This window comes from Agrobacterium sp. 22117, assembly GCF_052045735.1.
Classification (GTDB): Bacteria; Pseudomonadota; Alphaproteobacteria; order Rhizobiales; family Rhizobiaceae; genus Agrobacterium; species Agrobacterium cavarae.
On the sequence record NZ_JBQEPP010000004.1, the window covers coordinates 417,659 to 441,095 of the forward strand.

General features: G+C 58.9%; 21 protein-coding genes. 10 read left to right on the top strand and 11 right to left on the bottom strand.

Annotated elements, in window-relative coordinates; all coding sequences use genetic code 11:
* Window positions 1-4: 4 nt before the first annotated feature.
* Window positions 5-853, bottom strand: a complete 849-nt coding sequence (locus tag ACTJKV_RS13965; protein ID WP_113175871.1) for a 23S rRNA (adenine(2030)-N(6))-methyltransferase RlmJ — start codon at window positions 851-853, stop codon at window positions 5-7.
* A gap of 17 nt (window positions 854-870) precedes the next feature.
* On the opposite strand from ACTJKV_RS13965, the gene ACTJKV_RS13970 reads away from it, so the two are divergent.
* Together ACTJKV_RS13970 and ACTJKV_RS13975 are read left to right on the top strand one after the other, a co-directional pair.
* Window positions 871-3,069 carry a molybdopterin-containing oxidoreductase family protein gene (locus ACTJKV_RS13970; RefSeq protein ID WP_440598890.1) on the top strand — a complete coding sequence of 733 codons (2,199 nt, stop codon included), beginning with the start codon at window positions 871-873 and terminating at the stop codon, window positions 3,067-3,069.
* Window positions 3,070-3,079: 10 nt separating this feature from the next.
* Window positions 3,080-3,697 (top strand): NUDIX domain-containing protein, encoded by a 618-nt coding sequence (locus tag ACTJKV_RS13975; protein WP_062427584.1) that lies wholly within the window; start codon window positions 3,080-3,082, stop codon window positions 3,695-3,697.
* A 48-nt stretch (window positions 3,698-3,745) separates the two neighbouring features.
* Here ACTJKV_RS13975 and ACTJKV_RS13980 read toward each other — a convergent pair whose 3' ends face one another.
* Window positions 3,746-4,597: a helix-turn-helix domain-containing protein gene (locus tag ACTJKV_RS13980; protein WP_062427585.1), complete on the bottom strand. Its 852-nt coding sequence runs from the start codon at window positions 4,595-4,597 to the stop codon at window positions 3,746-3,748.
* 131 nt (window positions 4,598-4,728) lie between these two features.
* Here ACTJKV_RS13980 and ACTJKV_RS13985 point away from each other — a divergent pair, with 131 nt between their 5' ends.
* The gene (locus ACTJKV_RS13985; RefSeq protein WP_440598891.1) at window positions 4,729-5,667 is read left to right on the top strand and encodes a phytanoyl-CoA dioxygenase family protein; all 939 of its coding nucleotides are present in this window, start codon (window positions 4,729-4,731) and stop codon (window positions 5,665-5,667) included.
* A 69-nt stretch (window positions 5,668-5,736) separates the two neighbouring features.
* Here ACTJKV_RS13985 and purN read toward each other — a convergent pair whose 3' ends face one another.
* Both purN and purM read right to left on the bottom strand, forming a co-directional pair.
* Window positions 5,737-6,396 (bottom strand): phosphoribosylglycinamide formyltransferase, encoded by a 660-nt coding sequence (gene purN, locus ACTJKV_RS13990; protein ID WP_440598892.1) that lies wholly within the window; start codon window positions 6,394-6,396, stop codon window positions 5,737-5,739.
* Window positions 6,393-7,466, bottom strand: a complete 1,074-nt coding sequence (gene purM / locus ACTJKV_RS13995) for a phosphoribosylformylglycinamidine cyclo-ligase (protein WP_440598893.1) — start codon at window positions 7,464-7,466, stop codon at window positions 6,393-6,395. The genes purN and purM overlap by 4 nt, the downstream gene beginning before the upstream one ends.
* A 234-nt stretch (window positions 7,467-7,700) precedes the next feature.
* On the opposite strand from purM, the gene ACTJKV_RS14000 reads away from it, so the two are divergent.
* The 4 genes from ACTJKV_RS14000 to ppx all read left to right on the top strand — a co-directional run bounded on the left by ACTJKV_RS14000 (window position 7,701) and on the right by ppx (window position 13,357).
* On the top strand, window positions 7,701-8,855 hold the full coding sequence (locus ACTJKV_RS14000; protein WP_113273946.1) for an AI-2E family transporter: 1,155 nt from the start codon (window positions 7,701-7,703) through the stop codon (window positions 8,853-8,855).
* Window positions 8,855-9,568, top strand: coding sequence for a DnaA regulatory inactivator HdaA (hdaA, locus tag ACTJKV_RS14005; RefSeq protein WP_113273945.1), 714 nt, complete (start codon window positions 8,855-8,857; stop codon window positions 9,566-9,568). Before ACTJKV_RS14000 ends, hdaA begins: the two co-directional genes overlap by 1 nt.
* 64 nt (window positions 9,569-9,632) lie before the next feature.
* Window positions 9,633-11,837, top strand: a complete 2,205-nt coding sequence (locus ACTJKV_RS14010; protein WP_113273944.1) for an RNA degradosome polyphosphate kinase — start codon at window positions 9,633-9,635, stop codon at window positions 11,835-11,837.
* Window positions 11,834-13,357, top strand: coding sequence for an exopolyphosphatase (ppx, locus tag ACTJKV_RS14015; protein ID WP_440598894.1), 1,524 nt, complete (start codon window positions 11,834-11,836; stop codon window positions 13,355-13,357). The genes ACTJKV_RS14010 and ppx overlap by 4 nt, the downstream gene beginning before the upstream one ends.
* A 95-nt stretch (window positions 13,358-13,452) precedes the next feature.
* On the opposite strand, the gene ACTJKV_RS14020 is transcribed toward ppx, so the two are convergent.
* From ACTJKV_RS14020 to rnd, 3 genes are all read right to left on the bottom strand, one after another.
* Complete coding sequence (locus tag ACTJKV_RS14020) at window positions 13,453-14,814, bottom strand: esterase-like activity of phytase family protein (RefSeq protein ID WP_440598895.1); 1,362 nt, start codon at window positions 14,812-14,814, stop codon at window positions 13,453-13,455.
* A gap of 202 nt (window positions 14,815-15,016) precedes the next feature.
* Window positions 15,017-16,039 (bottom strand): adenylate/guanylate cyclase domain-containing protein, encoded by a 1,023-nt coding sequence (locus ACTJKV_RS14025; protein ID WP_062427594.1) that lies wholly within the window; start codon window positions 16,037-16,039, stop codon window positions 15,017-15,019.
* A gap of 177 nt (window positions 16,040-16,216) precedes the next feature.
* Window positions 16,217-17,386: a ribonuclease D gene (gene rnd / locus ACTJKV_RS14030; protein ID WP_440598896.1), complete on the bottom strand. Its 1,170-nt coding sequence runs from the start codon at window positions 17,384-17,386 to the stop codon at window positions 16,217-16,219.
* 287 nt (window positions 17,387-17,673) lie between these two features.
* Here rnd and aspS point away from each other — a divergent pair, with 287 nt between their 5' ends.
* Complete coding sequence (gene aspS / locus ACTJKV_RS14035) at window positions 17,674-19,461, top strand: aspartate--tRNA ligase (protein WP_062445346.1); 1,788 nt, start codon at window positions 17,674-17,676, stop codon at window positions 19,459-19,461.
* 149 nt (window positions 19,462-19,610) lie between these two features.
* Window positions 19,611-19,940 carry an FUSC family protein gene (locus tag ACTJKV_RS14040; RefSeq protein ID WP_440598897.1) on the top strand — a complete coding sequence of 110 codons (330 nt, stop codon included), beginning with the start codon at window positions 19,611-19,613 and terminating at the stop codon, window positions 19,938-19,940.
* 89 nt (window positions 19,941-20,029) lie between these two features.
* On the opposite strand, the gene ACTJKV_RS14045 is transcribed toward ACTJKV_RS14040, so the two are convergent.
* Together ACTJKV_RS14045 and rpmB are read right to left on the bottom strand one after the other, a co-directional pair.
* Entirely contained in the window at window positions 20,030-20,665 is a 636-nt protein-coding gene (locus tag ACTJKV_RS14045; protein ID WP_111847389.1) for a queuosine precursor transporter, read from the bottom strand.
* Between the two features lie 191 nt (window positions 20,666-20,856).
* Complete coding sequence (rpmB, locus tag ACTJKV_RS14050; protein ID WP_062427600.1) at window positions 20,857-21,147, bottom strand: 50S ribosomal protein L28; 291 nt, start codon at window positions 21,145-21,147, stop codon at window positions 20,857-20,859.
* 250 nt (window positions 21,148-21,397) lie between these two features.
* Between rpmB and ACTJKV_RS14055 the strand changes: the two genes are divergently transcribed.
* Window positions 21,398-22,171, top strand: a complete 774-nt coding sequence (locus tag ACTJKV_RS14055) for a DUF3108 domain-containing protein (RefSeq protein ID WP_062427749.1) — start codon at window positions 21,398-21,400, stop codon at window positions 22,169-22,171.
* A gap of 11 nt (window positions 22,172-22,182) precedes the next feature.
* On the opposite strand, the gene ACTJKV_RS14060 is transcribed toward ACTJKV_RS14055, so the two are convergent.
* Together ACTJKV_RS14060 and gloB are read right to left on the bottom strand one after the other, a co-directional pair.
* Window positions 22,183-22,614, bottom strand: coding sequence for a cupin domain-containing protein (locus ACTJKV_RS14060; RefSeq protein ID WP_153310775.1), 432 nt, complete (start codon window positions 22,612-22,614; stop codon window positions 22,183-22,185).
* Window positions 22,614-23,384 (bottom strand): hydroxyacylglutathione hydrolase, encoded by a 771-nt coding sequence (gene gloB / locus ACTJKV_RS14065; RefSeq protein WP_313590825.1) that lies wholly within the window; start codon window positions 23,382-23,384, stop codon window positions 22,614-22,616. Before gloB ends, ACTJKV_RS14060 begins: the two co-directional genes overlap by 1 nt.
* Window positions 23,385-23,437 lie beyond the last annotated feature (53 nt).

Consider the following 23,437-nt stretch of genomic DNA (forward strand, 5'->3'; position numbering starts at 1 on the left):
GTTCTTACTCTTCGCCGCGCAGCCAGAAGGCGCGATGTGACGCGTATCGGTCCTGCGCCATGATCGCCTTCAGCACGGGCAGCATCGCGTGCAACTCGTCCTTCAGCGTGTAGGGCGGGTTGACGATGATAAGGCCGGATCCGCTCAAACCCTCCAGCCGGTCACTTCTGACCGATAGCTCGGTGCAAAGCATTTTGGGAATCTCATAGGATTGCAGGCGCTCGTGGAAGTCCTTGATCGGTGCATTCTTCTTCAGCGGATACCACAGGCAATAGGTTCCGGTGGCAAAGCGGCGATAGGCCTTGTGCAGACCGTCCGCCAGGCGCTCATATTCGTTTTCTTTCTCGAAGGGGGGATCGACCAGAACGAGGCCGCGCTTTTCCTTCGGCGGCAGATGCGCGCCAAGCGAAAGCCAGCCATCGAGTTCGGTAACGCGCGCCTGATAGTCGCCTTCGAAGAGGCGTGAGAGTGCGCGAAAATCGTCCGGGTGCAACTCCATGGCTGAAAGACGATCCTGGGGGCGGAACAGCATCCGGGCAAGCTTTGGAGAGCCTGGATAGTATTTGAGCCCGCCCTCCGGGTTCAATTCCCGAATGGCTGAGAGATAAGGCTCCATCAGTTCCGCGACCTCTGCCGGAAGATCGGCTTCCAGAAGCTTGCCGATGCCGGTCTGCCATTCGCCCGTCTTCTGCGCCTCTTCGGACGAGAGGTCATACAGGCCTATGCCGGCATGCGTATCAAGCACGCGAAACGCCTTGTCCTTGTTCTGCAGATAGCGAACGAGCCGGGCCAGGACCGCATGTTTGAGAACATCGGCAAAGTTGCCTGCGTGGTAGATGTGCCGGTAGTTCATCGGGGGCGATGCCTTTTATGAATTATCTTGATGTGCGTCACTTCGCCCTTTTGGCGATCTCGCACATGCAATATAGAAAATCTATGAACGTTGCGACCCCGATTTCCGCCAAAGCCGTGACCGATGCCACCCGCGTCGGCCATACCGTCTGTCCGCACGACTGTCCGAGCGCTTGCGCGCTGGAGGTCGATATCAACGCCGATGGCCGTATTGGCCGGGTGCGTGGTGCGAACGCCAACACCTACACCGCGGGCGTGATCTGCGCCAAGGTAGCTCGATATTCGGAGCGGATCTATCATCCGGGCCGGTTGCTGACGCCGAAGCGCCGTAAGGGCGCGAAGGGTGCTGGCGACTGGCAGGAGATCGGTTGGGACGATGCGCTGGACGAGATCGCCAACGCCTTCATCAAGGCGGAAGCGGCGCATGGTGCCGAGGCCGTGTGGCCTTATTTTTACGCCGGCACGATGGGGCAGGTGCAGCGCGACAGTATCGAGCGGCTGCGCCACGCCAAGACATATTCCGGCTTCTTCGGCTCCATCTGCACCAATATGGCCTGGACCGGCTATGTGATGGGGACAGGTGCCTTGCGCGGACCGGACCCGCGCGAGATGGCAAAGGCCGATGTCGTCGTCATCTGGGGTACCAATGCGGTTGCCACCCAGGTCAATGTCATGACCCATGCGGTCAAGGCCCGCAAGGAACGCGGTGCGAAGATCGTTGTCGTCGATATCTATGACAACCCGACGATGAAGCAGGCGGATATGAAGCTTGTGGTGCGGCCGGGTACGGATGCGGCGCTTGCCTGCGCCGTCATGCACATCGCGTTTCGCGATGGTTATGCCGACCGCGCCTATATGGCGAAATTTGCCGACGATCCGGCCGGGCTCGAAGCGCATCTTGCGTCGAGGACCCCGCAATGGGCTGCCGAAATCACGGGGCTTTCGGCGGAAGAGATCGAGGCTTTCGCAAGGCTCGTCGGAACGACGAAAAAAAGCTTCTTCCGCCTTGGCTATGGCTTTGCCCGCCAACGCAACGGTGCGGTCGCCATGCATGCGGCACTGTCGATCGCCACCGTTCTCGGCTCCTGGCAATATGAGGGCGGCGGCGCGTTTCATAACAACGGCGATATCTTCCGGCTGAACAAGGCGGAGTTGATGGGAACGGCCTATGCCGATCCGAATGTCCGCCAGCTCGATCAGTCGCAGGTCGGCCGCATCCTGACGGGCGACGCCGAAGCATTGCGCGGCGGCGGACCGGTGACGGCCATGCTGATCCAGAACACCAATCCGGCCAATGTCTGTCCAGAGCAGAGGCTGGTCAAGCAGGGCTTCCTGCGCGAGGATCTGTTTGTCGCCGTGCATGAGCAGTTCATGACGGAGACGGCAGATATTGCCGATATCGTTCTGCCGGCCACCATGTTTCTTGAGCATGACGATCTCTACCGCGCCGGCGGGCAGAACCATATTCTGCTCGGTCCCAAGCTGGTCGAGCCACCGGAGACAGTGCGGACAAACCTCTTCGTCATCGAGGAGCTCGCAAAGCGCCTTGGTGTCGATCACATGCCGGGCTTTGGGCTGAGCGAGCGCGAGCATGTCGAGACGATCCTTCAAGCAAGCGGCTGGGGCAGCTTCGACAATCTGGCCGAGGAGAAGTGGATCGATGCGCAGCCGGAATTCGAGGTCGCGCACTATCTGCAAGGCTTCGGCTATGGCGACGGCAAGTTCCGTTTCAGTCCGGACTGGCAGAACGGCCCGTCACCCAACAAGCCGCCTAAAAATGTCGGCGTCATGGGGCCTGCCGACGCGTTTCCAAAATTCCCGGATCAGGTGGATGTGATCGAAACGGTCGACGCCGAGCATCCTTTCCGGCTTGCCACGTCTCCAGCTCGCAACTTCTTGAATTCCACCTTCGCTGAAACGAAGACCTCGGTGCAGAAAGAAGGTCGCCCGGAACTGATGATTTCCCCCGTCGATGCTCTGCGCCTCGACATCGCAGAAGGGGATGTGGTCCAGATCGGCAATGCGCGCGGCGATGTGCGCATTCATGCTAAGATCGTCGAGGGCGCTCGCCCCGGCGTGTTGATCGCCGAAGGGCTCTGGCCCAATAAGGCACATCTTGACGGTGAGGGTATCAATGTCTTGACGGGAGCCGATGCTGTTGCTCCCTATGGCGGCGCGGCGTTCCACGATAACAAGGTGTGGCTGAAGAGAGCCTGATGGGAGTTTCATGATGCGGTCCACTGCTGGTCCAGTATCGCAGGTCGATGACGAGGCGCGCGTCAAGCTCATCGAAAAGCAGACGGTTTGGAAGAACTTCATCCACTTGCAGACGATGATTTTCGAACAGCAGGCCCGTGACGGGCGCACGTTCCGCATCCATCGCGAGGTGCATGATCACGGAGTCGCTGCCGCGATCCTGCTTTTCGATCCGAAACGGGGCGAAGTCGTTCTCGTTCGCCAGTTCCGCCCCGGCGCCTATGTGAATGGCGACCCGAGCTTCATGCTGGAAATCCCCGCTGGTCTGACCGATGGCGATCATCCTGACGAGGCCATTCGCCGCGAATCCATGGAAGAAACCGGCTATGCCGTCAGCGCGCCGCGCTATCTCTTCGACACTTATGCCAGCCCCGGCACATTGACCGAAAAGGTCAGCCTCTTCTACGCCCGTGTCGATCTTGATGTGAAGGCGGGAGAGGGTGGCGGCCTTGAAAACGAGGGGGAGGACATCGAAGTCCTGACCGTCCCACTCGACGCCGCCTATGGCATGATCGCATCCGGCGAGATCACCGATTCCAAGACGATCATCATGCTGCAATGGGCCATGCTCAACCGGGCGAGCCTGTAACAGGGAGCTCATGGCGAAAAGGCTCTGCGCCTTTCGGGCCCGTCTGCGTTACCGTTGAAACGAAGCGCGGTAAGCGCGTGGTGACATCCCACGCAGCCGCCGGAATTGCCGATTGAAGTTGGCAAGCGAGGCGTAGCCAACCTCAGCCGCGATGTGCTGGATAGGCTGCCGGGTTGCTGACAGGCGCGAGCAGGCTTCGCCGATCCGTAAGCCGATCAGATAGTCCGAGACGTTGGACTGCGTGTGTTTGCGGAACAGTCGGTGCAGGCCGGAGACGCTGAGTGCGGCAATCTCAGCAAGGTCTTCCATCCGCAGCGGCTCTTGATAGGATTGGTGCAGGTGTTGCAACACCCGGTCGATCCGCTCGCGACCGGCCTCTGCCTGGGCTGGCGCGGTTGCTGACAGTGGTTGCGCCTCTAATTCGGATAGGCGCAGCAGAAGGTCGAGCAGGCCGAACAGGCTCTGGGCTGGCGCTCTGGAAAAGATCGCTTCGAAATCCGCTGCGAGCGATAATCCAATGGATCGGTCGAAAGCAAGACCACTGGCGGCGCGGTCGATCAGGCGGTGGATAGGACGCAATTCGGCGGTTTCGGTCGTCAGTTGTTCGATCCATTCGCGACTGAACCAGAAGACGAGCGCGGTATGCGGTTCGCCTTCACGCACCTTTTCTCTCGATGCCCAGGTGTGCGGCAGGTTCGGCCCGATGAGAACCAGATCGCCATCGTCGTAGCGACCGACATGGTCGCCGACGAAGCGCTGGCCGCGCGAGTTGAGCGTCAGTGTCAGTTCAAATTCGGGATGGTGATGCCATTCGAATGGAATTTCATCCTCAAGGCGCCTGTTCAGCCGGCTCCAGGAAGACCCAGGGGACACGATAAGATGTTCGAGATAAGATCGCATCGCGCATCCCGAGAATTATGGATGCCAGAATAGTATCAGAAATTGCCAGCCTTCGACAACATGAAGGCGTCGCGTCGATTACTCTTTTCAAATCGCCTTGGTGTTCAGGGAGATTTCGATGGGAGACGAACATGCAATCCACCGCCGCCATGAAACGGGACAGCCACCCGACGACGAATGCCACGACGCAGCTCAAGGAGATCAGCAAGACATTGCCGCTGCGCGTTCTGTCCAAGGCCGATTGGGAGCACTGGATCACGAAGGGCTACATCATTGTCCGTCAGGCGGTGCCTGCGGCCAATGTAGAGCGGCTTGTGGATCTCCTTTGGCGCTTTGACGAGAAAGACCCCAAGGACCCGTCCACATGGTACGCGCCGCAGCGACGCGAACACAAGATGAAGGAGCTCAACAACACAGGTATGCTGGAGATCTATAATCACCAATACCTCTGGGACAATCGGATGGAGCAGCGCGTCTACGATATCTTCGTCGATATCTGGGATCGGGAGGACCTTTGGGTCACTATCGATCGCGCCAATCTCAATCCGCCGAAGAAGGTGAAAGGCAATCCGAACGGCTTCATCCATTGGGATGTCGATACCTCCATTCGGCCATTGCCAATTGGCGTGCAGGGTGTTTTGAGCCTGCAGAAACAAGATGGCGACGTCGGCGGCTTCCAATGCGTGCCGTATCTTTTCGAGCGCTTTGACGAATGGGTGAAAACGCAGCCCGACGATCGTGATCCGATGCATCCGGACATGGCCGGCCTTTCCATCGTCAATATCGATATGCAGCCGGGTGACTTGATGATCTTCAACTCGCTGCTGGCGCACGGCGTCAGACCAAACCATTCCGATCATCGTGTGCGCATGGCGCAATATATCTCGATGCACCCCGCCGAGTTCGATAACGAAGCTGAGCGCCAGGAGCGCATTCGGCTATGGAAAGAACGCGATCATCCGCGCCGCGATGCTTTTCCCGGCGATCCACGCGAGTGGGAAAAGCACAATGCGGAGACCGCAGAACTCAATCCCCTTGGCGAGAAGCTTCTTGGGTTGAAACGCTGGTGATGATGATGCAGCGTCGTCGTCATACGGGATGGCGACCCGATCACCAGGATTATAGATTGGCGTCTTGGATCAGATCGAAACAAGCGATTGGAGTTCGGAACTGACGTCTGAGTCCCGGACGACCTTCCCGCCGTCCATCCGAACCTTGCCTTCCGCCAGCAAACGGAGGGCAAGCGGATAGAGCTTGTGCTCGACGGTAAGCACACGTGCGGCGAGGCTGTCGGCCGTGTTGCCAGCGGTAACAGGGACGGCGGCCTGGCCGATGATCGGCCCTTCATCCATGCCTTCGGTGACGAAATGCACGGTACAGCCGGTGATCTTCATGCCGCTGTCGATGGCGCGCTGATGGGTGTGGAGGCCGGGGAAAAGCGGCAGAAGCGAGGGATGGATGTTGATGATGCGCCCCTCATAGGGCGCGATGAACTCGCCAGAGATCAGGCGCATATAGCCCGCAAGGCAGATGATATCGGGCGCGAGCTCTCCAAGGGCTGCGAGGATCGCAGCTTCATGCTCACCCTTGCTCGCATAGTTCTTGCGCTCGAAGACCAGCGTCGGAATGCCTAAGCCTTGCGCCTTGGCAAGCCCGCCGGCCGTCGGCTTGTCGGAAATGACGCAAGCGACCTCTGCGGGAAAATCCGGCTCACGGCAGGCTTGCGCCAGCGCCACCATGTTGGAGCCGCCGCCTGAGATGAAGACGACGACGCGCTTGCGGGGAGCGCTGAGGCTCATAGTGCGAGCGTGCCCTTGTAGATCGTGCCATGCGCGCCTTCTTCACGGGCAACCATGCGCCCCAGTGGGAACACGGTCTCGCCCTCGGCGGTCAAGGCGTCTGTCACGACCTTGGCATTCTCTGCGGAGACGACGACGATCATGCCGACGCCGCAGTTGAAGGTGCGGAGCATCTCGTTTGCCGCAACGCCGCCGGTCTTTGCAAGCCAGGAGAATACCGCAGGCACGTCGATGGATTCGAGATCGATTTCTGCAGCCAGATGCTTGGGCAGAACGCGCGGAATATTCTCGGGAAAACCGCCGCCGGTGATGTGGGCGAGCGCCTTCAACGCACCGGTCTCGCGGATCGCCTTCAAAAGCGGCTTCACATAGATGCGCGTCGGTGTCAGCAGTGCTTCGCCGAGCTTCTTGCCGTCTGCGAAGGGTGCTGGCGCATCCCAGCCAAGGCCGGAGAGCGACACGATCTTGCGAACCAGCGAGAAGCCGTTGGAGTGAACGCCCGACGAAGAAAGACCGAGGATCACGTCGCCCTCGGCAATGTCGCCTGCCGGCAGAAGCTTTCCACGTTCGGCAGCGCCAACGGCAAAGCCCGCGAGATCATAGTCGCCATCGGAATACATGCCCGGCATTTCAGCCGTTTCGCCGCCGATCAGCGCGCAACCGGATTCCAGGCAACCCGCAGCAATACCGTTGACGATGGCGGCACCCTGATCCGGATCGAGCTTTCCCGTGGCAAAATAGTCGAGGAAGAAGAGAGGTTCTGCACCCTGGACGACCAGATCGTTGACGCACATGGCCACGAGGTCGATACCGACGGTATCGTGGAAGTTCGCGTCGATCGCGATCTTCAGCTTGGTGCCGACGCCATCATTGGCGGCAACCAGAACAGGATCGGTGAAGCCTGCGGCTTTCAGGTCGAACAGGCCACCGAAGCCGCCGATTTCGCCATCCGCACCCGGGCGGCGGGTGGAGCGCACGGCCGGCTTGATCTTCTCGACCATCAGGTTTCCGGCATCGATATCCACGCCTGCATCGCTGTAGGTAAGACCGTTCTTGCCCGACTGGCTCATGGCTCTCGTCTCCGCTGGTTTTCTTGGGCTCGCCATTCGCATGAGATGGGTGCTGATGCAAGGGTAAGAGCGCTGCGGCCCCCGATTTTCGTACCATTTTACCCGCGGCAGAGCATTGAGCAATGCGCTGTTGAGGTGTCTGACCACCTGCCGCAACCCTTGACCTCTCCTAGCGGCGCATCCTATCTCGTTGCAGTGCGTTATGAGGCGTCACGTGCCGCGAAGGGAAATGAGATGCAGCCACACATCAGAGGCATCAATCTAAGACGCCAGATATTCTTCTGGCTGGGCGCGCTTGCCGTCTTCGTTGTTTTCCTGATGGTGTTCAGCTCGATTCTGCTGCCCTTCGTTGCAGGCATGGCGCTTGCCTATTTCCTCGATCCTGTGGCCGACTGGCTGGAGCGCCGGGGCTTAAGCCGCATGATGGCGAGCATCTTCATTCTGATTTCCTTCGTGCTCCTGTTCGCGCTATCTTTGATCATCATCATTCCGTTGATCGCGGCGCAGGCGTCGGACTTCATCACCCGCATTCCGTCCTACATCTCGTCGCTGCAGAATCTGATTGCCGGAGCGGATACCAACCTGCTGCCCGCCTGGGTCAGCGCCCAGATCGACACGGTGAAGGAGAACTTCTCCAAGCTTCTCGCCGAAGGGGCAGGCTTTATCGGCACCTTGCTGACGCAGATCTGGAATTCCGGCAAGTCGCTGATCGATGTGATTTCGCTTCTGGTCGTCACCCCGGTTGTCGCCTTCTATCTGCTCCTGGACTGGGATCGGATGATCGACAAGGTCGATAGCTGGGTGCCGCGCGATCATGTCGCGACGGTTCGCCAGATTGCGCGTGACATGGATGCTACCATCGCCGGCTTCATCCGCGGCCAAGGCTCGCTTTGCATCATTCTCGGTGTCTACTATGCAGTCGGCCTGTCGCTCGTCGGCCTCAACTTCGGCCTTCTCATCGGCATGTTTGCCGGCGCCATCAGCTTCATCCCCTATATCGGCTCGATGGTAGGTCTGGTCCTTGCCATCGGGATTGCGCTCGTCCAGTTCTGGCCGGACTATATCTACGTGATCCTGACGCTGGCGGTGTTCTTCTCCGGTCAGTTCATCGAGGGCAATATCCTTCAGCCGAAGCTCGTCGGCAGCAGCGTCGGCCTGCACCCGGTCTGGTTGATGTTCGCTCTGTTTGCCTTCGGTGCGCTATTCGGCTTTGTCGGCCTGTTGGTTGCTGTGCCGGCCGCGGCCGCGGTTGGCGTCTTGGTTCGCTTCGCATTGTCGCGATATCTGGAAAGCGATCTCTATCATGGTCGCGCCGCCAATCTGCCGTGGCAACCCGACATCGTGCCATCGCAGAAGATCGATGCGCAGATCGACTCCAGAGCTGATTGATGAACGAGAATGATAAGCCCGGCCCGTTCCGGCCAAAGGCCGAACAGTTGCCGCTTGCCTTCTCCCATAGCAGCGCGACGGGCCGTGACGATTTGCTGGTGGCCGCTCCGCTGGACGCAGCGGTCAGCATTGTGGACGAATGGCCGAAATGGCCGTCTCCGGTCGTCATTCTGGCTGGTCCGCCAGGGTCGGGAAAGTCGCATCTCGCTGCGATCTGGAGGAACACCAGCGGTGCCGTCGAGATCAAACCTGACAAGGGATCGGATGCCGCGCGCGCTGCCGAGCAAGGTTCGGTTCTTTTCGAAGATGCCGATCGTGTTGGATTCGACGACACCGAGCTTTTCCACGTGATCAACAGCGTGCGTGAAAACGGGACTTCGCTTTTGATCACGACCCGGCAATGGCCGGCTGCATGGCCTGTCACGCTTCCGGATCTTCGTTCGCGCTTGAAAGCGGCGACGGTGGTGGAGATCGGCGAGCCGGACGAGGACCTTCTGGCGCAGGTGCTGATGAAGCTCTTCGCCGACCGGCAGCTTTACATGGATGACAAACTTGTCAGCTATATCGTGGCCAGAATGGAGCGTTCGCTGGACACGGCGCAGATCATCGTGGAACGGCTGGATCGTCTGGCACTTTCGCGTGGGACGCGCATCAGTCGGGCGCTCGCGGCCGAGGTGCTGAACGAATTGGGTGCCGCTTCGCAGGACGATTGACTGTCATAGTTCCGTCGTCAAACTGTTATACGGGCATGGAAACTGACAAAGGGTGGGCGACTTGATGGATTCGGCGGTACAGGAAGAATTGGCAGGCGGTCAATCGGCACAGGCAGCGGAGGTTGAAAATCTCTGGGACAGCCCCACTCGATTTGTGAACCGCGAATTCTCCTGGTTGCAGTTCAACCGCCGCGTGCTGGAAGAGACGCTGAACCCCGCGCATCCGCTTCTGGAACGACTGCGCTTCCTGTCCATTTCCGCCGCCAACCTGGATGAATTCTTCATGGTGCGCGTTGCCGGCCTCGAAGGCCAGGTACGCCAGTCCGTCACCATCAAGACACCGGATGGCAGGACGCCCGCCGAGCAGCTTGAAGATATTCTCAAGGAAATCGACAATCTCCAGATGGAGCAGCAGGCTTCGCTTGCCGTTCTGCAACAGTATCTGGCCAAGGAAGATATCTACATTGTTCGTCCGGGCGCGCTTTCGGACGAAGACCGCACCTGGCTTGAGAACGAGTTCGAGGAACGGATTTTCCCCGTTCTGACGCCGCTGTCTATCGATCCGGCGCATCCTTTCCCGTTCATTCCCAATCTCGGTTTCTCGATGGGTCTGCAGCTGGACAGCGTCAATGGACGCGAGCCGATGACGGCGTTGCTGCGTCTTCCGACGGCACTCGACCGCTTCATCCGCCTGCCCGACGACAAGAGCGCGATCCGCTACATCACGTTGGAAGATTCGGTCGGCCTCTTCATCCACAGGCTCTATCCTGGATACACCGTTCGGGGCTTCGGCACCTTTCGCATCATCCGTGACAGCGATATCGAGCTGGAGGAAGAGGCGGAAGATCTGGTGCGCTACTTCGAAAGCGCTCTCAAACGCCGTCGTCGCGGCTCGGTGATCCGCATCGAGACCGACAGTGAAATGCCGCATTCCCTGCGCCAGTTTGTGGTTCACGAACTCGACGTGCCGGAAAATCGTGTGGCGGTTCTTCCTGGTCTTCTGGCGCTCAACACCATTTCGGAACTCGCCAAGGCGCCGAGAGAAGACCTCAAGTTCGAAGCCTATAATGCCCGCTTCCCGGAGCGCGTGCGCGAACATATGGGCGACTGCCTCGCCGCCATTCGCGAAAAGGATATGGTGGTTCACCATCCTTACGAAAGCTTCGACGTCGTCGTACAGTTCCTGATACAGGCTGCTCGCGATCCGGATGTTCTGGCGATCAAGCAGACGCTTTACCGAACCTCCAATGACAGCCCGATCGTCCGCGCCCTGATCGATGCCGCCGAGCTTGGAAAGTCGGTGACGGCGCTGGTCGAACTCAAGGCCCGCTTCGATGAAGAAGCCAACATCCGCTGGGCGCGCGACCTTGAGCGTGCTGGCGTGCAGGTCGTGTTCGGCTTCATTGAACTCAAGACCCATGCGAAGATGTCGATGGTCGTGCGCCGTGAAGATGGCAAGCTGCGCACCTACTGCCACCTCGGCACCGGCAACTATCACCCCGTCACGGCGAAGATCTATACCGACCTGTCCTTCTTCACCTGCAATCCGAAGATTGCCCACGACATGGCCAATATCTTCAACTTCATCACCGGCTATGGCGAGCCGGAAGAAGGGATGAAGCTGGCGGTCTCGCCCTATACGCTGCGTCCGCGCATCCTCAAGCACATCAATGATGAAATCGAGCACGCCAAGAATGGCGCGCCGGCTGCGATCTGGATGAAGATGAATTCTCTGGTCGATCCGGAGATCATCGACGCGCTTTATCGCGCCAGTGCCGCAGGCGTGGAAATCGATCTCGTGGTGCGCGGCATCTGCTGCCTTCGCCCGCAGGTGCCTGGACTTTCGGATAATATCCGCGTCAAATCGATCGTCGGTCGCTTCCTGGAACACAGCCGCATCTTCTGTTTCGGCAACGGTCACGGCCTGCCATCGGACAAGGCGCTGGTCTATATCGGCTCTGCCGACATGATGCCGAGAAACCTTGATCGCCGTGTCGAAACCCTTGTGCCGCTCGTCAATCCGACTGTGCATGAGCAGGTTCTTTCACAGATCATGCTCGGCAATCTCATTGACAACCAGCAAAGCTACGAGATACTTCCCGACGGAACGTCCAGGCGTATCGAAGTGCGCAAGGGCGAGGAACCGTTCAACGCGCAGCACTATTTCATGACCAATCCCAGCCTGTCCGGACGTGGTGAAGCTTTGAAATCCAGTGCGCCAAAACTGATTGCCGGGTTGATTTCTTCCCGCAAGAAACAGGCTGAATGACACGATCAGAAGCACAGGGGCGGCTTGTCGGCTATGCCCCCGTTTCCGTCATCGACATCGGTTCGAACTCGGTTCGCCTTGTCGTCTATGAAGGTCTCTCGCGCGCGCCTGTGGTGCTGTTCAACGAAAAGGTTCTTTGCGGCCTTGGCAAAGGGCTGGCCCTGACCGGGCGGATGGACGACGAAGGGGTGCGACGAGCGCTGATGACGTTGCGCCGTTTCCGCGCACTGTCCGATCAGGCACAGGCCACCCAGGTGCATGTGTTGGCCACTGCCGCCGCACGAGAAGCGGAAAACGGTCCGGACTTCATTCGCGACGCGGAGGCGATCCTCGGTTGCGAGATCGAGGTTCTTTCCGGCGAGCGCGAGGCACTCTACTCTGCCTATGGCGTCATTGGCGGTTTCCACGACCCCGATGGCATTGCCGGGGACTTGGGCGGCGGATCTCTTGAACTGATCGATATCAAGGGTGATGCCTGCGGCAAGGGGATCACGCTTCCGCTCGGCGGTCTTCGACTGTCAGAACAGGCGGGCGGTTCGCTCGAAAAGGCTACGGCTTTTGCCAAAAAGCAGGTCAAGAAGAGCGCCGCTTTGCTGTCAGCAGGGGAAGGCCGGACCTTCTATGCCGTCGGCGGCACATGGCGCAACATCGCCAAGCTCCATATGGAGATCACCCATTATCCCCTGCATATGATGCAGGGCTATGAGCTTCCTCTGCAGGAGATACTGAATTTCCTGAACGAGGTCATCGCCTCCAAGGACAGCAAGGACCCGGCGTGGCAGGCTGTCTCCAAGAACCGCCGATCGCTTCTTCCCTTCGGCGCGATTGCCATGCGCGAAGTTCTCGAGGTGATGAAGCCGGCAAAGATTGCTTTTTCGGCCCAAGGCGTGCGTGAGGGCTATCTCTATTCGCTTCTATCCGAGACAGACAAAGCCGCCGATCCGTTGCTGGTTGCTGCCGATGAACTGGCGGTCCTGCGCGCCAGGTCTCCCGAGCATGCGCGCGAGCTGGCGGATTGGACGGGCAGAACCGTGCCCGTTTTCGGTATCGATGAAACGGAAGAAGAGCGGCGCTACCGACAGGCGGCCTGTCTCCTGGCAGATATCAGCTGGCGCGCCCATCCAGATTACCGCGGCCTCCAGGCACTGAACGTCATTGCCCACTCATCCTTTGTTTCGATCACCCATCCAGGCCGCGCCTTCATCGCGCTCGCAAATTACTATCGCTTCGAAGGCCTGAACGATAACGGCACCACCCAGTCGCTGGCCGACATGGCCGGGCCTCGTCTGCTCGAGCTTGCCAAGCTGCTGGGCGGACTGCTGCGCGTCGTCTACCTTTTCTCGGCTTCCATGCCGGGCGTCGTTGACCACTTGCGCTTCCGAGTGTCGGAGAATCCCGATCTCGATCTGGAATTCGTGGTACCGCATGAGTACTGCGATTTTGCTGGCGAACGTCTTGAGGGACGTCTGCAGCAACTGGCGAAGCTCACGGGCAAGCGGCTGGCTTTCATTTTCGAATAAGTCTGAGATCGCCGACTGGGTGACCGGTTTGAGTTTCTGATCGTCATCCAGCCGTGGTGGAAAGAGCGCCGCCGAGACAGCGACGCTCCTTTGCATCACTTTGCGTCCAGCAGATCTTTCACATCGAGAATGACGAACTCGTTGTCGTCTGCCTTGTCCAGCGCACGGCCGGCCGAGAAGGGCAGGTTGTTGTCGTTGCCGACGATGATGTGGCTGGCATCGACACGGTCGACATTTTCAATGGTGACGAACGGCATCGTGTAGATGCCGTTTTCAGAACCCTGACGGGCCTTCTTGTCGGGATCAGCAATCTTCATCAGGTCGATATAGCCGATCTTGCGGGCAGCCTTGCCGACATTCGCATCGTTGAACTCGATCTTGTAGATGCGCTTCACCTTGGCAGGAACTGCAAAGCAGTTGGCCTCCGGTTTCTTCGGGTCGGCGCAGGCCTTGTCTGCCGTGCCGGCGCCATTGTCGCGTTCGATCACCAGCGCAGTGCTGTCGTCCAGCATGTTGAAGTCGCCGATCGCCTCGCCGCCTCCTGCCAGCGGATAGAGCCAGGTCCGGCCCGTCCACGCCTTGGAGGCGACGTCGAGTTCGATGATACGCAGGCCCGTCGCACCGTCTTCCGTCTTTTCGACCTGACCGTCTGCGGCGTAGAGCGGGCCTTCCAGCAGGCCGTAGAGCTTCGTCCCATCCTTGGAGAGCGCCATGCCCTCAAAGCCACCGGAGCGCTTCAGGTTGAAGACGGGCAGCTTCTGGGTGGGATTGCCGGGAAGGGTCAGCGTTGGATTGTCGGGAGACTTGACCTCGGTGTCGCCGGCCTTGGTCGCAATCACATCCGTCAGCTTGCCATCGCGGCTGAATTTCAGAATGTAAGGACCGAATTCTTCACCGACCCAGAAGCCGTCCGCGACCGGCTGGATCGATTCCACGTCGAAGTCTGCGCCGGTCAGATAGCGCTTGTCCGAGCCTTCCATGACGATCGGGAAGGGAGCCTTCTTGTCGGGATCGGACAGGAAGACCGTCTCAACCGCGTTGACCTTGCCAGCGTCCCAATCGAACTTCAAATGGTGCAGCATCAACATGGCGTCACTAGAGTTCAGCTTCGAGCCAAAGCCGTTGTCGGACAGGCTCCAGAAGGTGCCGTCTTCCATAGCCTTAATGCCGGAAAAGCCCTGCATTGCCTGGCCGTTAAACGGCATGGAGAGGCCAGTGGGACGGACGCCATCCTTGCCGGGCACGGTGCCGATACCTTCGGCACGCTTGCGGTCCGCCGTGGTGAACTTACCTGCACTTTTCAAAAAGTCTGGAGCATCGGCCGGTGCGGGGATGATGGTGTTGGCTGGCAAAACTGCTTGAGAGACGAGCTTTGCCGGAAACTCCTTCTCAGCGGCAAGCGCGTGAAGGGTGCCGAGCGTGAAGAAAACAGCGGAAGAAAGCAGGATTTTTTTCATGGAACATACCTGTCTGTTGCATAGAGCGCCTTGCGTCCTTTAGGACGCACAAAGGACGCTCTAACTTTTTGAATCTACGCATCGTGCTTTCCGAAAATCGATTCCGATTTTCGGGCCGATGCTGTAGAGGAGCAACGGACCGATAGGCGGGCTTTGTGACAGGCGCGCAAAACCGTTTTGAAGCTTTGATGACGGTGTTCTTTTACAAAGCCGGCTGGCGGCTGAGCGCGCAGACGCCGAGCGTCTGGCCGCGACCCTTGACGGCGTGTTCGCCGAGATACTGGCTCCTGATGCCCTTGGGCAGCAGAAGTTGATGGGCGAGGTCGGACGAGATCAGAATGGGATGGCCGAGCATCTTGCTCAGCGATTCCAGCCGCGCCGTCGTGTTCACCGTATCGCCGAAATAGGTGATCTTGTGATGATCGACGCCGATTTCTGCCGTGATCACCGGGCCACCGTGAATGGCAAAGCGGAGCTTCGGGACAGTACCGAAACTGGCGATCCAGGTGGCACGGCTGCTTTCGATTTCCGACAGAATGTCGAACACACAGTTGATGCAGGCGGCACGCCGGATCGCGAGATGATAGGGCCAGGTGATGATGGCAGCATCGCCAATATAGTCGTCGATGATCCCGCCATGCTTTCTGACCGGAGCGGCATAGGCGGAAAAGAGCGCGCCCAGAAATTCCTGGGCTTTGAGATCGCCGTGGGTTTCGGCAAAGGATGTGGAGCCGACGAGATCGATGAAGAGGAACACGCGCTCTTCGCTGACCGGCCTGCGATAGCGCCCCAGGATAAGATCGATGAAGATATCGCGTCCCAAAAGCTCACGCACGCGCATGATGAAGACGATGATGGCGCACACGCCGAGCGTAAACACCATGGTCTGCAGTTCCGCATGCACCGCGCGCGCCCAGCTTGTGGGAAGAACGCCGGTTGCCCAGAGGATGGTACCGCCGAGACCGAAGCCGCAAAAGACGAGAATGACATAAACAACCATGCCGACCGCGATGTAGGCGGGCGTTGGCAGCATGCTGATCTTCTTGGACAGGCCGGGCAGGATATGGCCACGCTCGAAGGCAAGGATCGGCGCGCAAGCAAACAGGGCGTAGGTTGCCCCGATGAATGCACCGCCGCCATATTCGAGGAATGCATAGACCACGCCGCTTCCGGCAACCGCCAGAAACAACACGACATAGTCCAGCATCGCCAGAATTTTTCTCATCGTCTGCCCTTAATTGAGGGGATAGGGGTGCCACTTCCTCCCAAGTGAGCAGGTCGATTCCTCCCGGTGCGGGATGATAATGCGGATCAGGTGCCGCCAAAAGAGATGTTTAAGCGATCACTCAGGAAGAGGCGCAGTTGTGGCAGTTTTGCACGACCCCGGCTTTTCACCGATGACTTATTCGGTGGCCTGATCCTGGGCCGGCATTTCGACGGCCTCGACTTTCTTGCCTGCAAAGCGAAGCGCGACTTCACCACGGATGAGCTTCAAAGCAGGCTCACCGAAGAGTTCGCGCCGCCAGCCGGAAAGCGCCTGAACCTCGGCCTTCTCGCCTTCAGACGCGATCTTGTCGAGATCGTCGCTATTGGCGATCACCTTGGCGGCGACGCCATGCTTATCCGCCGTCAACTTCAAAAGCACCTTCAGCAACTCTACAGCGGCACCAGAGCCTTCGGGAGAATGGCTGTGGCGGGGCGCCTGCGGCATGTCGGCCTTGGGAAGGGCGAGCGCTGCATTGACCGTCTCGATGATCGCTGTGCCGGAGGTGGAGCGTTCCCACCCTTTCGGGATGGTGCGCAGGCGCGAGAGTGCTTCCGCGTCCTTCGGCTGTTGCTGGGCGATTTCAAAAATCGCGTCGTCCTTCAGCACGCGCGAACGCGGAACGTTGCGCGAGCGCGCCTCGCGCTCTCTCCAGGCAGCGACGAATTTCAGGATAGCAAGCTCGGTCGGCTTGCGAAGACGCGACTTCAATCGCAGCCATGCATCGTCGGGATGCATGTCATAGGTCTCACGCGCTTCAAGGATATCCATCTCTTCCTTGAGCCAAGACGAACGGCCTTCACGCTCAAGCTGCGCCTTCAGCGCCAGATAGACATCGCGAAGATGAGTGACGTCTGCCAGCGCATAATCCAGCTGCTTTTCCGAGAGCGGACGGTGGCTCCAATCGGTAAAGCGGGATGACTTGTCGATCTGGACGTTCTTGGTCTTCTGCACCAGCTGATCGTAGGAGATCGAATCGCCGAAGCCGCAGACCATGGCTGCAACCTGTGTATCGAAGATCGGGTGGGGGATGAGCCTGCCGAGGTGATGGATGATCTCGATATCCTGACGGGCAGCGTGGAAGACTTTTACGACATTCGCATCGGCCATCAGGTCGAAGAGCGGCGTCAGATCGATACCCTTCGCCATCGGGTCCACCAGCACTTCGAGCGTGGGGCTTGCCATCTGGACGAGACAGAGCTGCGGCCAGAAGGTTGTTTCGCGGAGAAACTCCGTATCGATGGTGACGAATTCCGATTTCGCCAGCTCCTTGCAGGCGTCGGCGAGTGCTGCAGTCGTTTCAATCATTACGTTCGGCCAGTCCTGGAAAACACTCCGTCTTACTTTCTCTTTGGGGGCCACATGTCAATATGAGAGGCCGCTTTACTGAGCGCTTTGCCCCTCCAATTGTCGATCTTCTTCTGCATTTTCTCCTTGATCCGGCTCGCTTTCGAGTTTCGCGAGAATTTCCAGGCTAGACGGCAAAGCCTCGCGCATGGCGCTTTTCCTTGACAAATCGGTTCAGCCATGCGCTTTTCCGCCAAATTTCGTAAGTCGGCCCCCGAGGCCATGACACGCTTCTTCAGGATACAATCATGCATCGCTATCGCAGCCACACCTGTGCCGCTCTTCGCAAGTCTCATGTCGGCGAGACAGTTCGTCTTTCCGGTTGGGTGCATCGCGTTCGAGACCATGGCGGCGTTCTCTTCATCGACCTTCGCGATCATTACGGCATTACCCAGGTGGTTGCCGATCCGGACAGCCCGGCTTTCAAGGCGGCTGAAACCGTGCGCGGCGAATGGGTGATCCGCATCGACGGCAAGGTCAAGGCGCGTTCGGAAGACACCGTCAACAAGGCGATGGCAACCGGTGAGATCGAACTCTATGCACAAGAGATCGAAGTGCTGGGCGTTGCGAAGGAATTGCCGCTGCCAGTATTCGGCGAGCCGGACTATCCGGAAGACGTTCGCCTGAAGTATCGCTTCCTCGATCTTCGCCGCGAGACGCTGCACAAGAACATCGTCAAGCGCACACAGATCATCTCCGCCATGCGCAACGGCATGGCCGAGGCCGGCTTTGCCGAATATACGACGCCGATTCTGACGGCCTCTTCTCCGGAAGGCGCGCGCGACTTTCTCGTGCCGAGCCGTATCCACGAAGGCAAGTTCTTTGCCCTGCCGCAGGCGCCGCAGCAGTACAAGCAGCTTCTGATGGTTGCCGGCTTCGACCGCTACTTCCAGATCGCGCCGTGCTTCCGCGATGAAGACCCGCGTGCTGACCGTCTGCCGGGCGAGTTCTACCAGCTCGACGTGGAAATGAGTTTCGTGACGCAGGAAGACGTCTGGGCAACCATGGAGCCGATGATGACGTCGGTTCTGGAGCAGTTTGCCGAAGGCAAGCCGGTGACGAAAGAATGGCCGCGCATTCCTTACGATGAGGCGATCCGCAAATATGGTTCCGACAAGCCGGACCTGCGCAACCCGATCGTCATGCAGGCGGTGACCGAGCATTTCGCCGGTTCCGGCTTCAAGGTCTTCGCCAATATGATCGCGTCGAACCCGAAGGTCGAAGTCTGGGCCATTCCTGCAAAGACCGGCGGCAGCCGCGCGTTCTGCGACCGCATGAATGCCTGGGCGCAGGGCCAGGGCCAGCCAGGTCTCGGCTACATCTTCTGGAAGGAAGAAGACGGCAAGATCGCAGGCTCCGGTCCGCTCGCCAAGAACATCGGCGAGGAGCGCACCGAGGCGCTGCGCACGCAGCTTGGTCTGGAAGCCGGTGATGCCTGCTTCTTCGTGGCTGGCGATCCTGCCAAGTTCTACAAGTTTGCCGGTGAGGCCCGCACCCGCGCTGGCGAGGAACTGAACCTCGTTGATCGCGACCGCTTCGAGCTCTGCTGGATCGTCGACTTCCCCTTCTTCGAATACAACGAAGAAGACAAGAAGATCGACTTTGCCCACAACCCCTTCTCCATGCCGCAGGGCGGAATGGAAGCGCTTGAAGGTCAGGACCCGCTGTCGATCAAGGCCTACCAGTATGACGCCGTTTGCAATGGCTTCGAAATTGCGTCGGGCTCCATCCGTAACCAGTCGCCTGAGCTGATGGTCAAGGCGTTCGAAAAGGTTGGTCTCAGCCAAGCAGACGTGGAAGAGCGCTTCGGCGGCCTCTACCGTGCCTTCCAGTACGGCGCTCCTCCGCATGGCGGTTGCGCCTTTGGTATCGACCGTGTGGTCATGCTGCTGGTCGGTGCAAAGAACCTGCGCGAAATCACGTTGTTCCCGATGAACCAGCAGGCACAGGACCTTCTGATGAACGCGCCGTCTCCGGCAACGCCGACACAGCTTCGCGAACTGGCTCTGCGCGTCGTTCCGTCAAAGAAGGACTGATCGATGCTCAGGCAGATCGCCGAGCGTCTCAGATCAGCTTTCACCCGTGCATTTGCGGCAGCCTGGCTGCCGCTTTTGCGTTCTGGGCCTCCCGCCATCTTCTTGGCCATCAGCAGCCAGTTTTTGCTGCCATCAGCGCTCTGATATGCTTGGCACCGGGCATCCCAAGTCAGATCCGCCAAGGCATGGGTTTGATCGTCGGCGTCACCGTCGGCATTGTTGTTGGCGAACTCGCGCTCGTCATCCCGGCGGACCTTGCAGAGCTTAGAATGGCGTCAGCCACCTTCATCGCTATGATGATCGCCGTTGCGTTCGGCATGCCTCCGGTGGTGCCAATCCAGGCTGGCGCATCCGCGATGCTGGTGCTGTTGATGGGGCCACAGGTCGCGGGACTTGCGCGGTTTCTCGACGTGCTGATCGGCGCTTCGACAGGGCTGATCGTAGCCCTTGTTTTCTTTCGTGAACGGCTGAAATTCTAGCTCACACACATGGCCTTAAAACGCAAAAGCAGCGGGGCGATCAACCTCCGCTGCTTCACGTTGTTATCGTCGATTTTGACTGCCTTCGCTTAGACAGAGCGTGCCGGCGGCATGGGCTTAAGCGTGTTCATCAGAGCGCCATAGGGCAGCAGCAGAACGAGACCCACCACAACCTTGACCGTCAGGTCGCCAAGCGCCCAGGATATCCAGCGTGGGGCCTCGAGTGAGAAGATGCCGAGGATCGGCGCGTTCTCTATGGCGAAGGCATCGTTCGGGCCGATGAAGGCGAAGCTCGCCGCAAAAGCAATCGAGAAGAACAGGGCGGTATCCAGCACGGAGCCGAACATGGAGCCCGCCAGAGGCGCACGCCACCAGCTTTGGCGACGCAGGCGATTGAAGACGGCAATATCCAGCAGCTGGCCGATCAGATAGGCGGTGCCGGACGCAATCGCGATCCGCGGCAGCGAGGTCCAGAAGGACAACGTGACGCCGACAACAAAGCCTGCCAGCACGACACGGCGCGCAATGGAGGGGCCGAACTGTCGGTTGGTCAGATCGGTCACCAGAAAGGCGATAGGATAGGTGAAAGCACCCCACGTCAGCAGATCGCCAAGATTGATGCCGACGAGCGTGCCGGACAGCGGATACTGAACGAGGATATTCGATGCGACGACGACGAGGGTCATCAGGATCACATAGATAAGCGTTTGGCGCAGGTAAGGCATTTTTTTATCCTGGGTGATGCCACCAGTTGGAGCGAACATATGCAAGCGGCAAGCGTCTCTGAGACCCTGCAGCATTGCGTGAGAAGTGGGGACGGCGAATGCCGAGGCAACAGCCAACCCCAAAACAGACAAAAGGCTTGAGCGGCAGAGCCATTCAAGCCTTTTGAAAAGGATAGACGTCTGAGCTGCGATTAAGCGGCTTCAGCGGTCTTCTTTGCGATCTGGCGACGCAGCAGACGGGCGCGCATCGAGAGATCGTTTTCGTCAGACTTCAGAAGGAAGGCATCAAGGCCGCCACGATGTTCAACGGAACGCAGAGCCGCTGCGGAAACGCGCAGACGGAAACGCTGGCCGAGAGAATCGGAAATCAGAGTAACCTGGCAAAGGTTCGGGAGGAACCGGCGCTTGGTTCTGTTATTGGCGTGGCTGACGTTATTGCCCGTCTGGACGCCCTTGCCGGTCAATTCGCATACACGGGACATGGGTACACCTATTCGTTGTCACTGTATGGCTATCAGTCTGCTCTCCGGCAAAATCCGGTTTGCAATCCAACAGCCGATGATTGGAAAGTTGCGGTTCTATAGTCAGGCCTGCCCGTGCAGTCAAGCCGCTCGCGCCGTTTTGTGCGCGATTTCACCGGTTTTGCTGTGGCTTCCGCTTTTTTATTGCCACAAGTGCGCGTATATGATCGCCGGAAATGCGCGGCTTTTGGTGCCGCCGAGGTTTATCTTCATGATCGTCAATGCACAAAGACTTTTTGCCGCTGCAGCGCTGGTGCTTTGCGGCCTCACGCCATCCTTCGCTGCCGAATCGCGCCATGACAGCGAATATTCCATCGCGCTTGGGGTGTTACCGATCGCGCGCGCCAATTTCTCGACGAAGATGAATGGCTCGACCTATTCGATTTCCGGCTCATTCAGTTCCGCAGGTATCGCCAGCGTGCTAAAGGATATCTCCGGCAAGACCACCGTCTCCGGGGCAAAGCGCGGCAATCGCATGCAGGCCAATGAATATTCATTGGTCTACAAAGACGGCAAGCGCACCCGCACCTATGATGTGCAGTATCGCAACGGCAACGTGACTTCCACGACCATCGATCCAGCGCCGAAATCCCGGCCAGACAATTGGGTGGATGTGAAGGATCGTGACCTGCGTTCCGTGCTCGATCCGATTTCCGGCCTGATCTTCCCGGTCGGTGGGCGCATCTGCCCGAGCCGCCTGCCGATCTATGACGGCGAGTCGCGTCTTGATCTGGTGTTGAGTTCCAGTGGAACGAAGCCGTTCAAGACCAACGGGTATTCAGGCGACGCCGTTGTCTGCAATATGCGTTATGTGCCGAAATCCGGCTTCCGCAAGGGCCGCAAGGACATCGAATATCTGAAGTCGATCTCTATGGAAGTGTGGTTTGCCAAGGCCAACAATATGGACCTCTACGCACCTGTCTATGCCCGCATTCCAACCAAGGTCGGCCAAGTCTACATCACCGCCACGAAATATGGCGGCTGATGTCGAAAGGATTAGCCCGGCTCCCAGCCGGGTTCGGCCATGACGAAACTGTCGAACACGAAGCCAGGCGCCACCGTGCAGCCGACGAGCGTGAAATCGCCAAGGCTTTCTGCGGCCTGCCACCAGTTTGCCGGAACGATCGCCTGCGGTTGCTCACCGTCGAGCACCCCAGGCCCAAGCCGCGCGGTCGTCACACGCTTGCCGTCTTCGGACAAATGGAGCGATAGCGGGGCGCCGGCATAGTAGTGCCAGATTTCCACGGCATCGATCACCTTGTGCCAGTGCGAGCGCTGGCCTTTTTCGAGCAGATAATAGATCGCTGTCGAGTGGCCTCGCTTTTCTCCATTAGAATCGCGAAAGGTCTGGCGATAAAAGCCGCCTTCGGGATGCGGTTCGAGGTTGAGCGCGGCGATAATGGCGGCGGCGGACGGTTCTACTGCCATTAGAACTTGTCCTTGCGGGCTCTGATCTCGGCAAAGACATCCTCGTCTGTCGCACCTTCCAGACCAAGATGGGCGCGAATGCTGGCGTCAGCCACGCGCATATAGGGGTTGGTTTGTTTCTCGAGTGCAATGGTCGTCGGAATGGTGAAGCGGCCCTCGCTGCGCAAGGCTTCGACTTCGCTCAGGCGGCGCGTCAATGCCTCATTCTCCGGGTCGACGGTGACCGCGAAGCGCGCATTCGAAAGCGTGTATTCATGGCCGAAATAGACCCGCGTCTCGTCCGGCAGCGCCATCAGCTTCTGGAACGAGTGCCACATGTCAACGGCCGGGCGCTCGAACAGGCGGCCGCAGCCCATGGCAAACAGCGTATCGGCGGCGAAGAGCAGGCCATCGTCGGGAAGATAGTAGCAGATATGTCCTGCGGTATGACCGGGCGTTGAGATGATCTGCACGCGGCGTCCGGCAATCTCGAATTCGTCGCCGTCGGCTGCGGTCTTGTCGAGACCGGGAATGGCGATAGCCTCGTCATGCGGTCCACGGATTTCGCAGTGGAAACGCTCTTTCAAAGCGAGATTGGCCTCCACATGATCCTGGTGGTGGTGGGTGGTGAAGATGTGGGTCAACTGCCAGCCGCGGCGGTTAAGCGCGTCGAGAATCGGCGCTTCCTCGGGGGCGTCGATGGAAATCGTTGTGCCGCTTTCGCTGTCATGCAACAGCACGCCGAAATTGTCGCTTCGGCACGGAAAGACCTCGATATCCAGCGGCTTCATGGTTCGCTCCCTTTATTCGCATTGAAAACCAGTCTCCTCTATTTAGGTGAGGC

Coding starts and splice junctions, on each gene's coding strand:
- ACTJKV_RS13965 (WP_113175871.1), bottom strand. CDS start 853: ATGAACTACCGGCACATCTACCACGCAGGCAACTTTGCCGATGTTCTC.
- ACTJKV_RS13970 (WP_440598890.1), top strand. CDS start 871: ATGAATTATCTTGATGTGCGTCACTTCGCCCTTTTGGCGATCTCGCAC.
- ACTJKV_RS13975 (WP_062427584.1), top strand. CDS start 3,080: ATGATGCGGTCCACTGCTGGTCCAGTATCGCAGGTCGATGACGAGGCG.
- ACTJKV_RS13980 (WP_062427585.1), bottom strand. CDS start 4,597: ATGCGATCTTATCTCGAACATCTTATCGTGTCCCCTGGGTCTTCCTGG.
- ACTJKV_RS13985 (WP_440598891.1), top strand. CDS start 4,729: ATGCAATCCACCGCCGCCATGAAACGGGACAGCCACCCGACGACGAAT.
- purN (WP_440598892.1), bottom strand. CDS start 6,396: ATGAGCCTCAGCGCTCCCCGCAAGCGCGTCGTCGTCTTCATCTCAGGC.
- purM (WP_440598893.1), bottom strand. CDS start 7,466: ATGAGCCAGTCGGGCAAGAACGGTCTTACCTACAGCGATGCAGGCGTG.
- ACTJKV_RS14000 (WP_113273946.1), top strand. CDS start 7,701: ATGCAGCCACACATCAGAGGCATCAATCTAAGACGCCAGATATTCTTC.
- hdaA (WP_113273945.1), top strand. CDS start 8,855: ATGAACGAGAATGATAAGCCCGGCCCGTTCCGGCCAAAGGCCGAACAG.
- ACTJKV_RS14010 (WP_113273944.1), top strand. CDS start 9,633: ATGGATTCGGCGGTACAGGAAGAATTGGCAGGCGGTCAATCGGCACAG.
- ppx (WP_440598894.1), top strand. CDS start 11,834: ATGACACGATCAGAAGCACAGGGGCGGCTTGTCGGCTATGCCCCCGTT.
- ACTJKV_RS14020 (WP_440598895.1), bottom strand. CDS start 14,814: ATGAAAAAAATCCTGCTTTCTTCCGCTGTTTTCTTCACGCTCGGCACC.
- ACTJKV_RS14025 (WP_062427594.1), bottom strand. CDS start 16,039: ATGAGAAAAATTCTGGCGATGCTGGACTATGTCGTGTTGTTTCTGGCG.
- rnd (WP_440598896.1), bottom strand. CDS start 17,386: ATGATTGAAACGACTGCAGCACTCGCCGACGCCTGCAAGGAGCTGGCG.
- aspS (WP_062445346.1), top strand. CDS start 17,674: ATGCATCGCTATCGCAGCCACACCTGTGCCGCTCTTCGCAAGTCTCAT.
- ACTJKV_RS14045 (WP_111847389.1), bottom strand. CDS start 20,665: ATGCCTTACCTGCGCCAAACGCTTATCTATGTGATCCTGATGACCCTC.
- rpmB (WP_062427600.1), bottom strand. CDS start 21,147: ATGTCCCGTGTATGCGAATTGACCGGCAAGGGCGTCCAGACGGGCAAT.
- ACTJKV_RS14055 (WP_062427749.1), top strand. CDS start 21,398: ATGATCGTCAATGCACAAAGACTTTTTGCCGCTGCAGCGCTGGTGCTT.
- ACTJKV_RS14060 (WP_153310775.1), bottom strand. CDS start 22,614: ATGGCAGTAGAACCGTCCGCCGCCGCCATTATCGCCGCGCTCAACCTC.
- gloB (WP_313590825.1), bottom strand. CDS start 23,384: ATGAAGCCGCTGGATATCGAGGTCTTTCCGTGCCGAAGCGACAATTTC.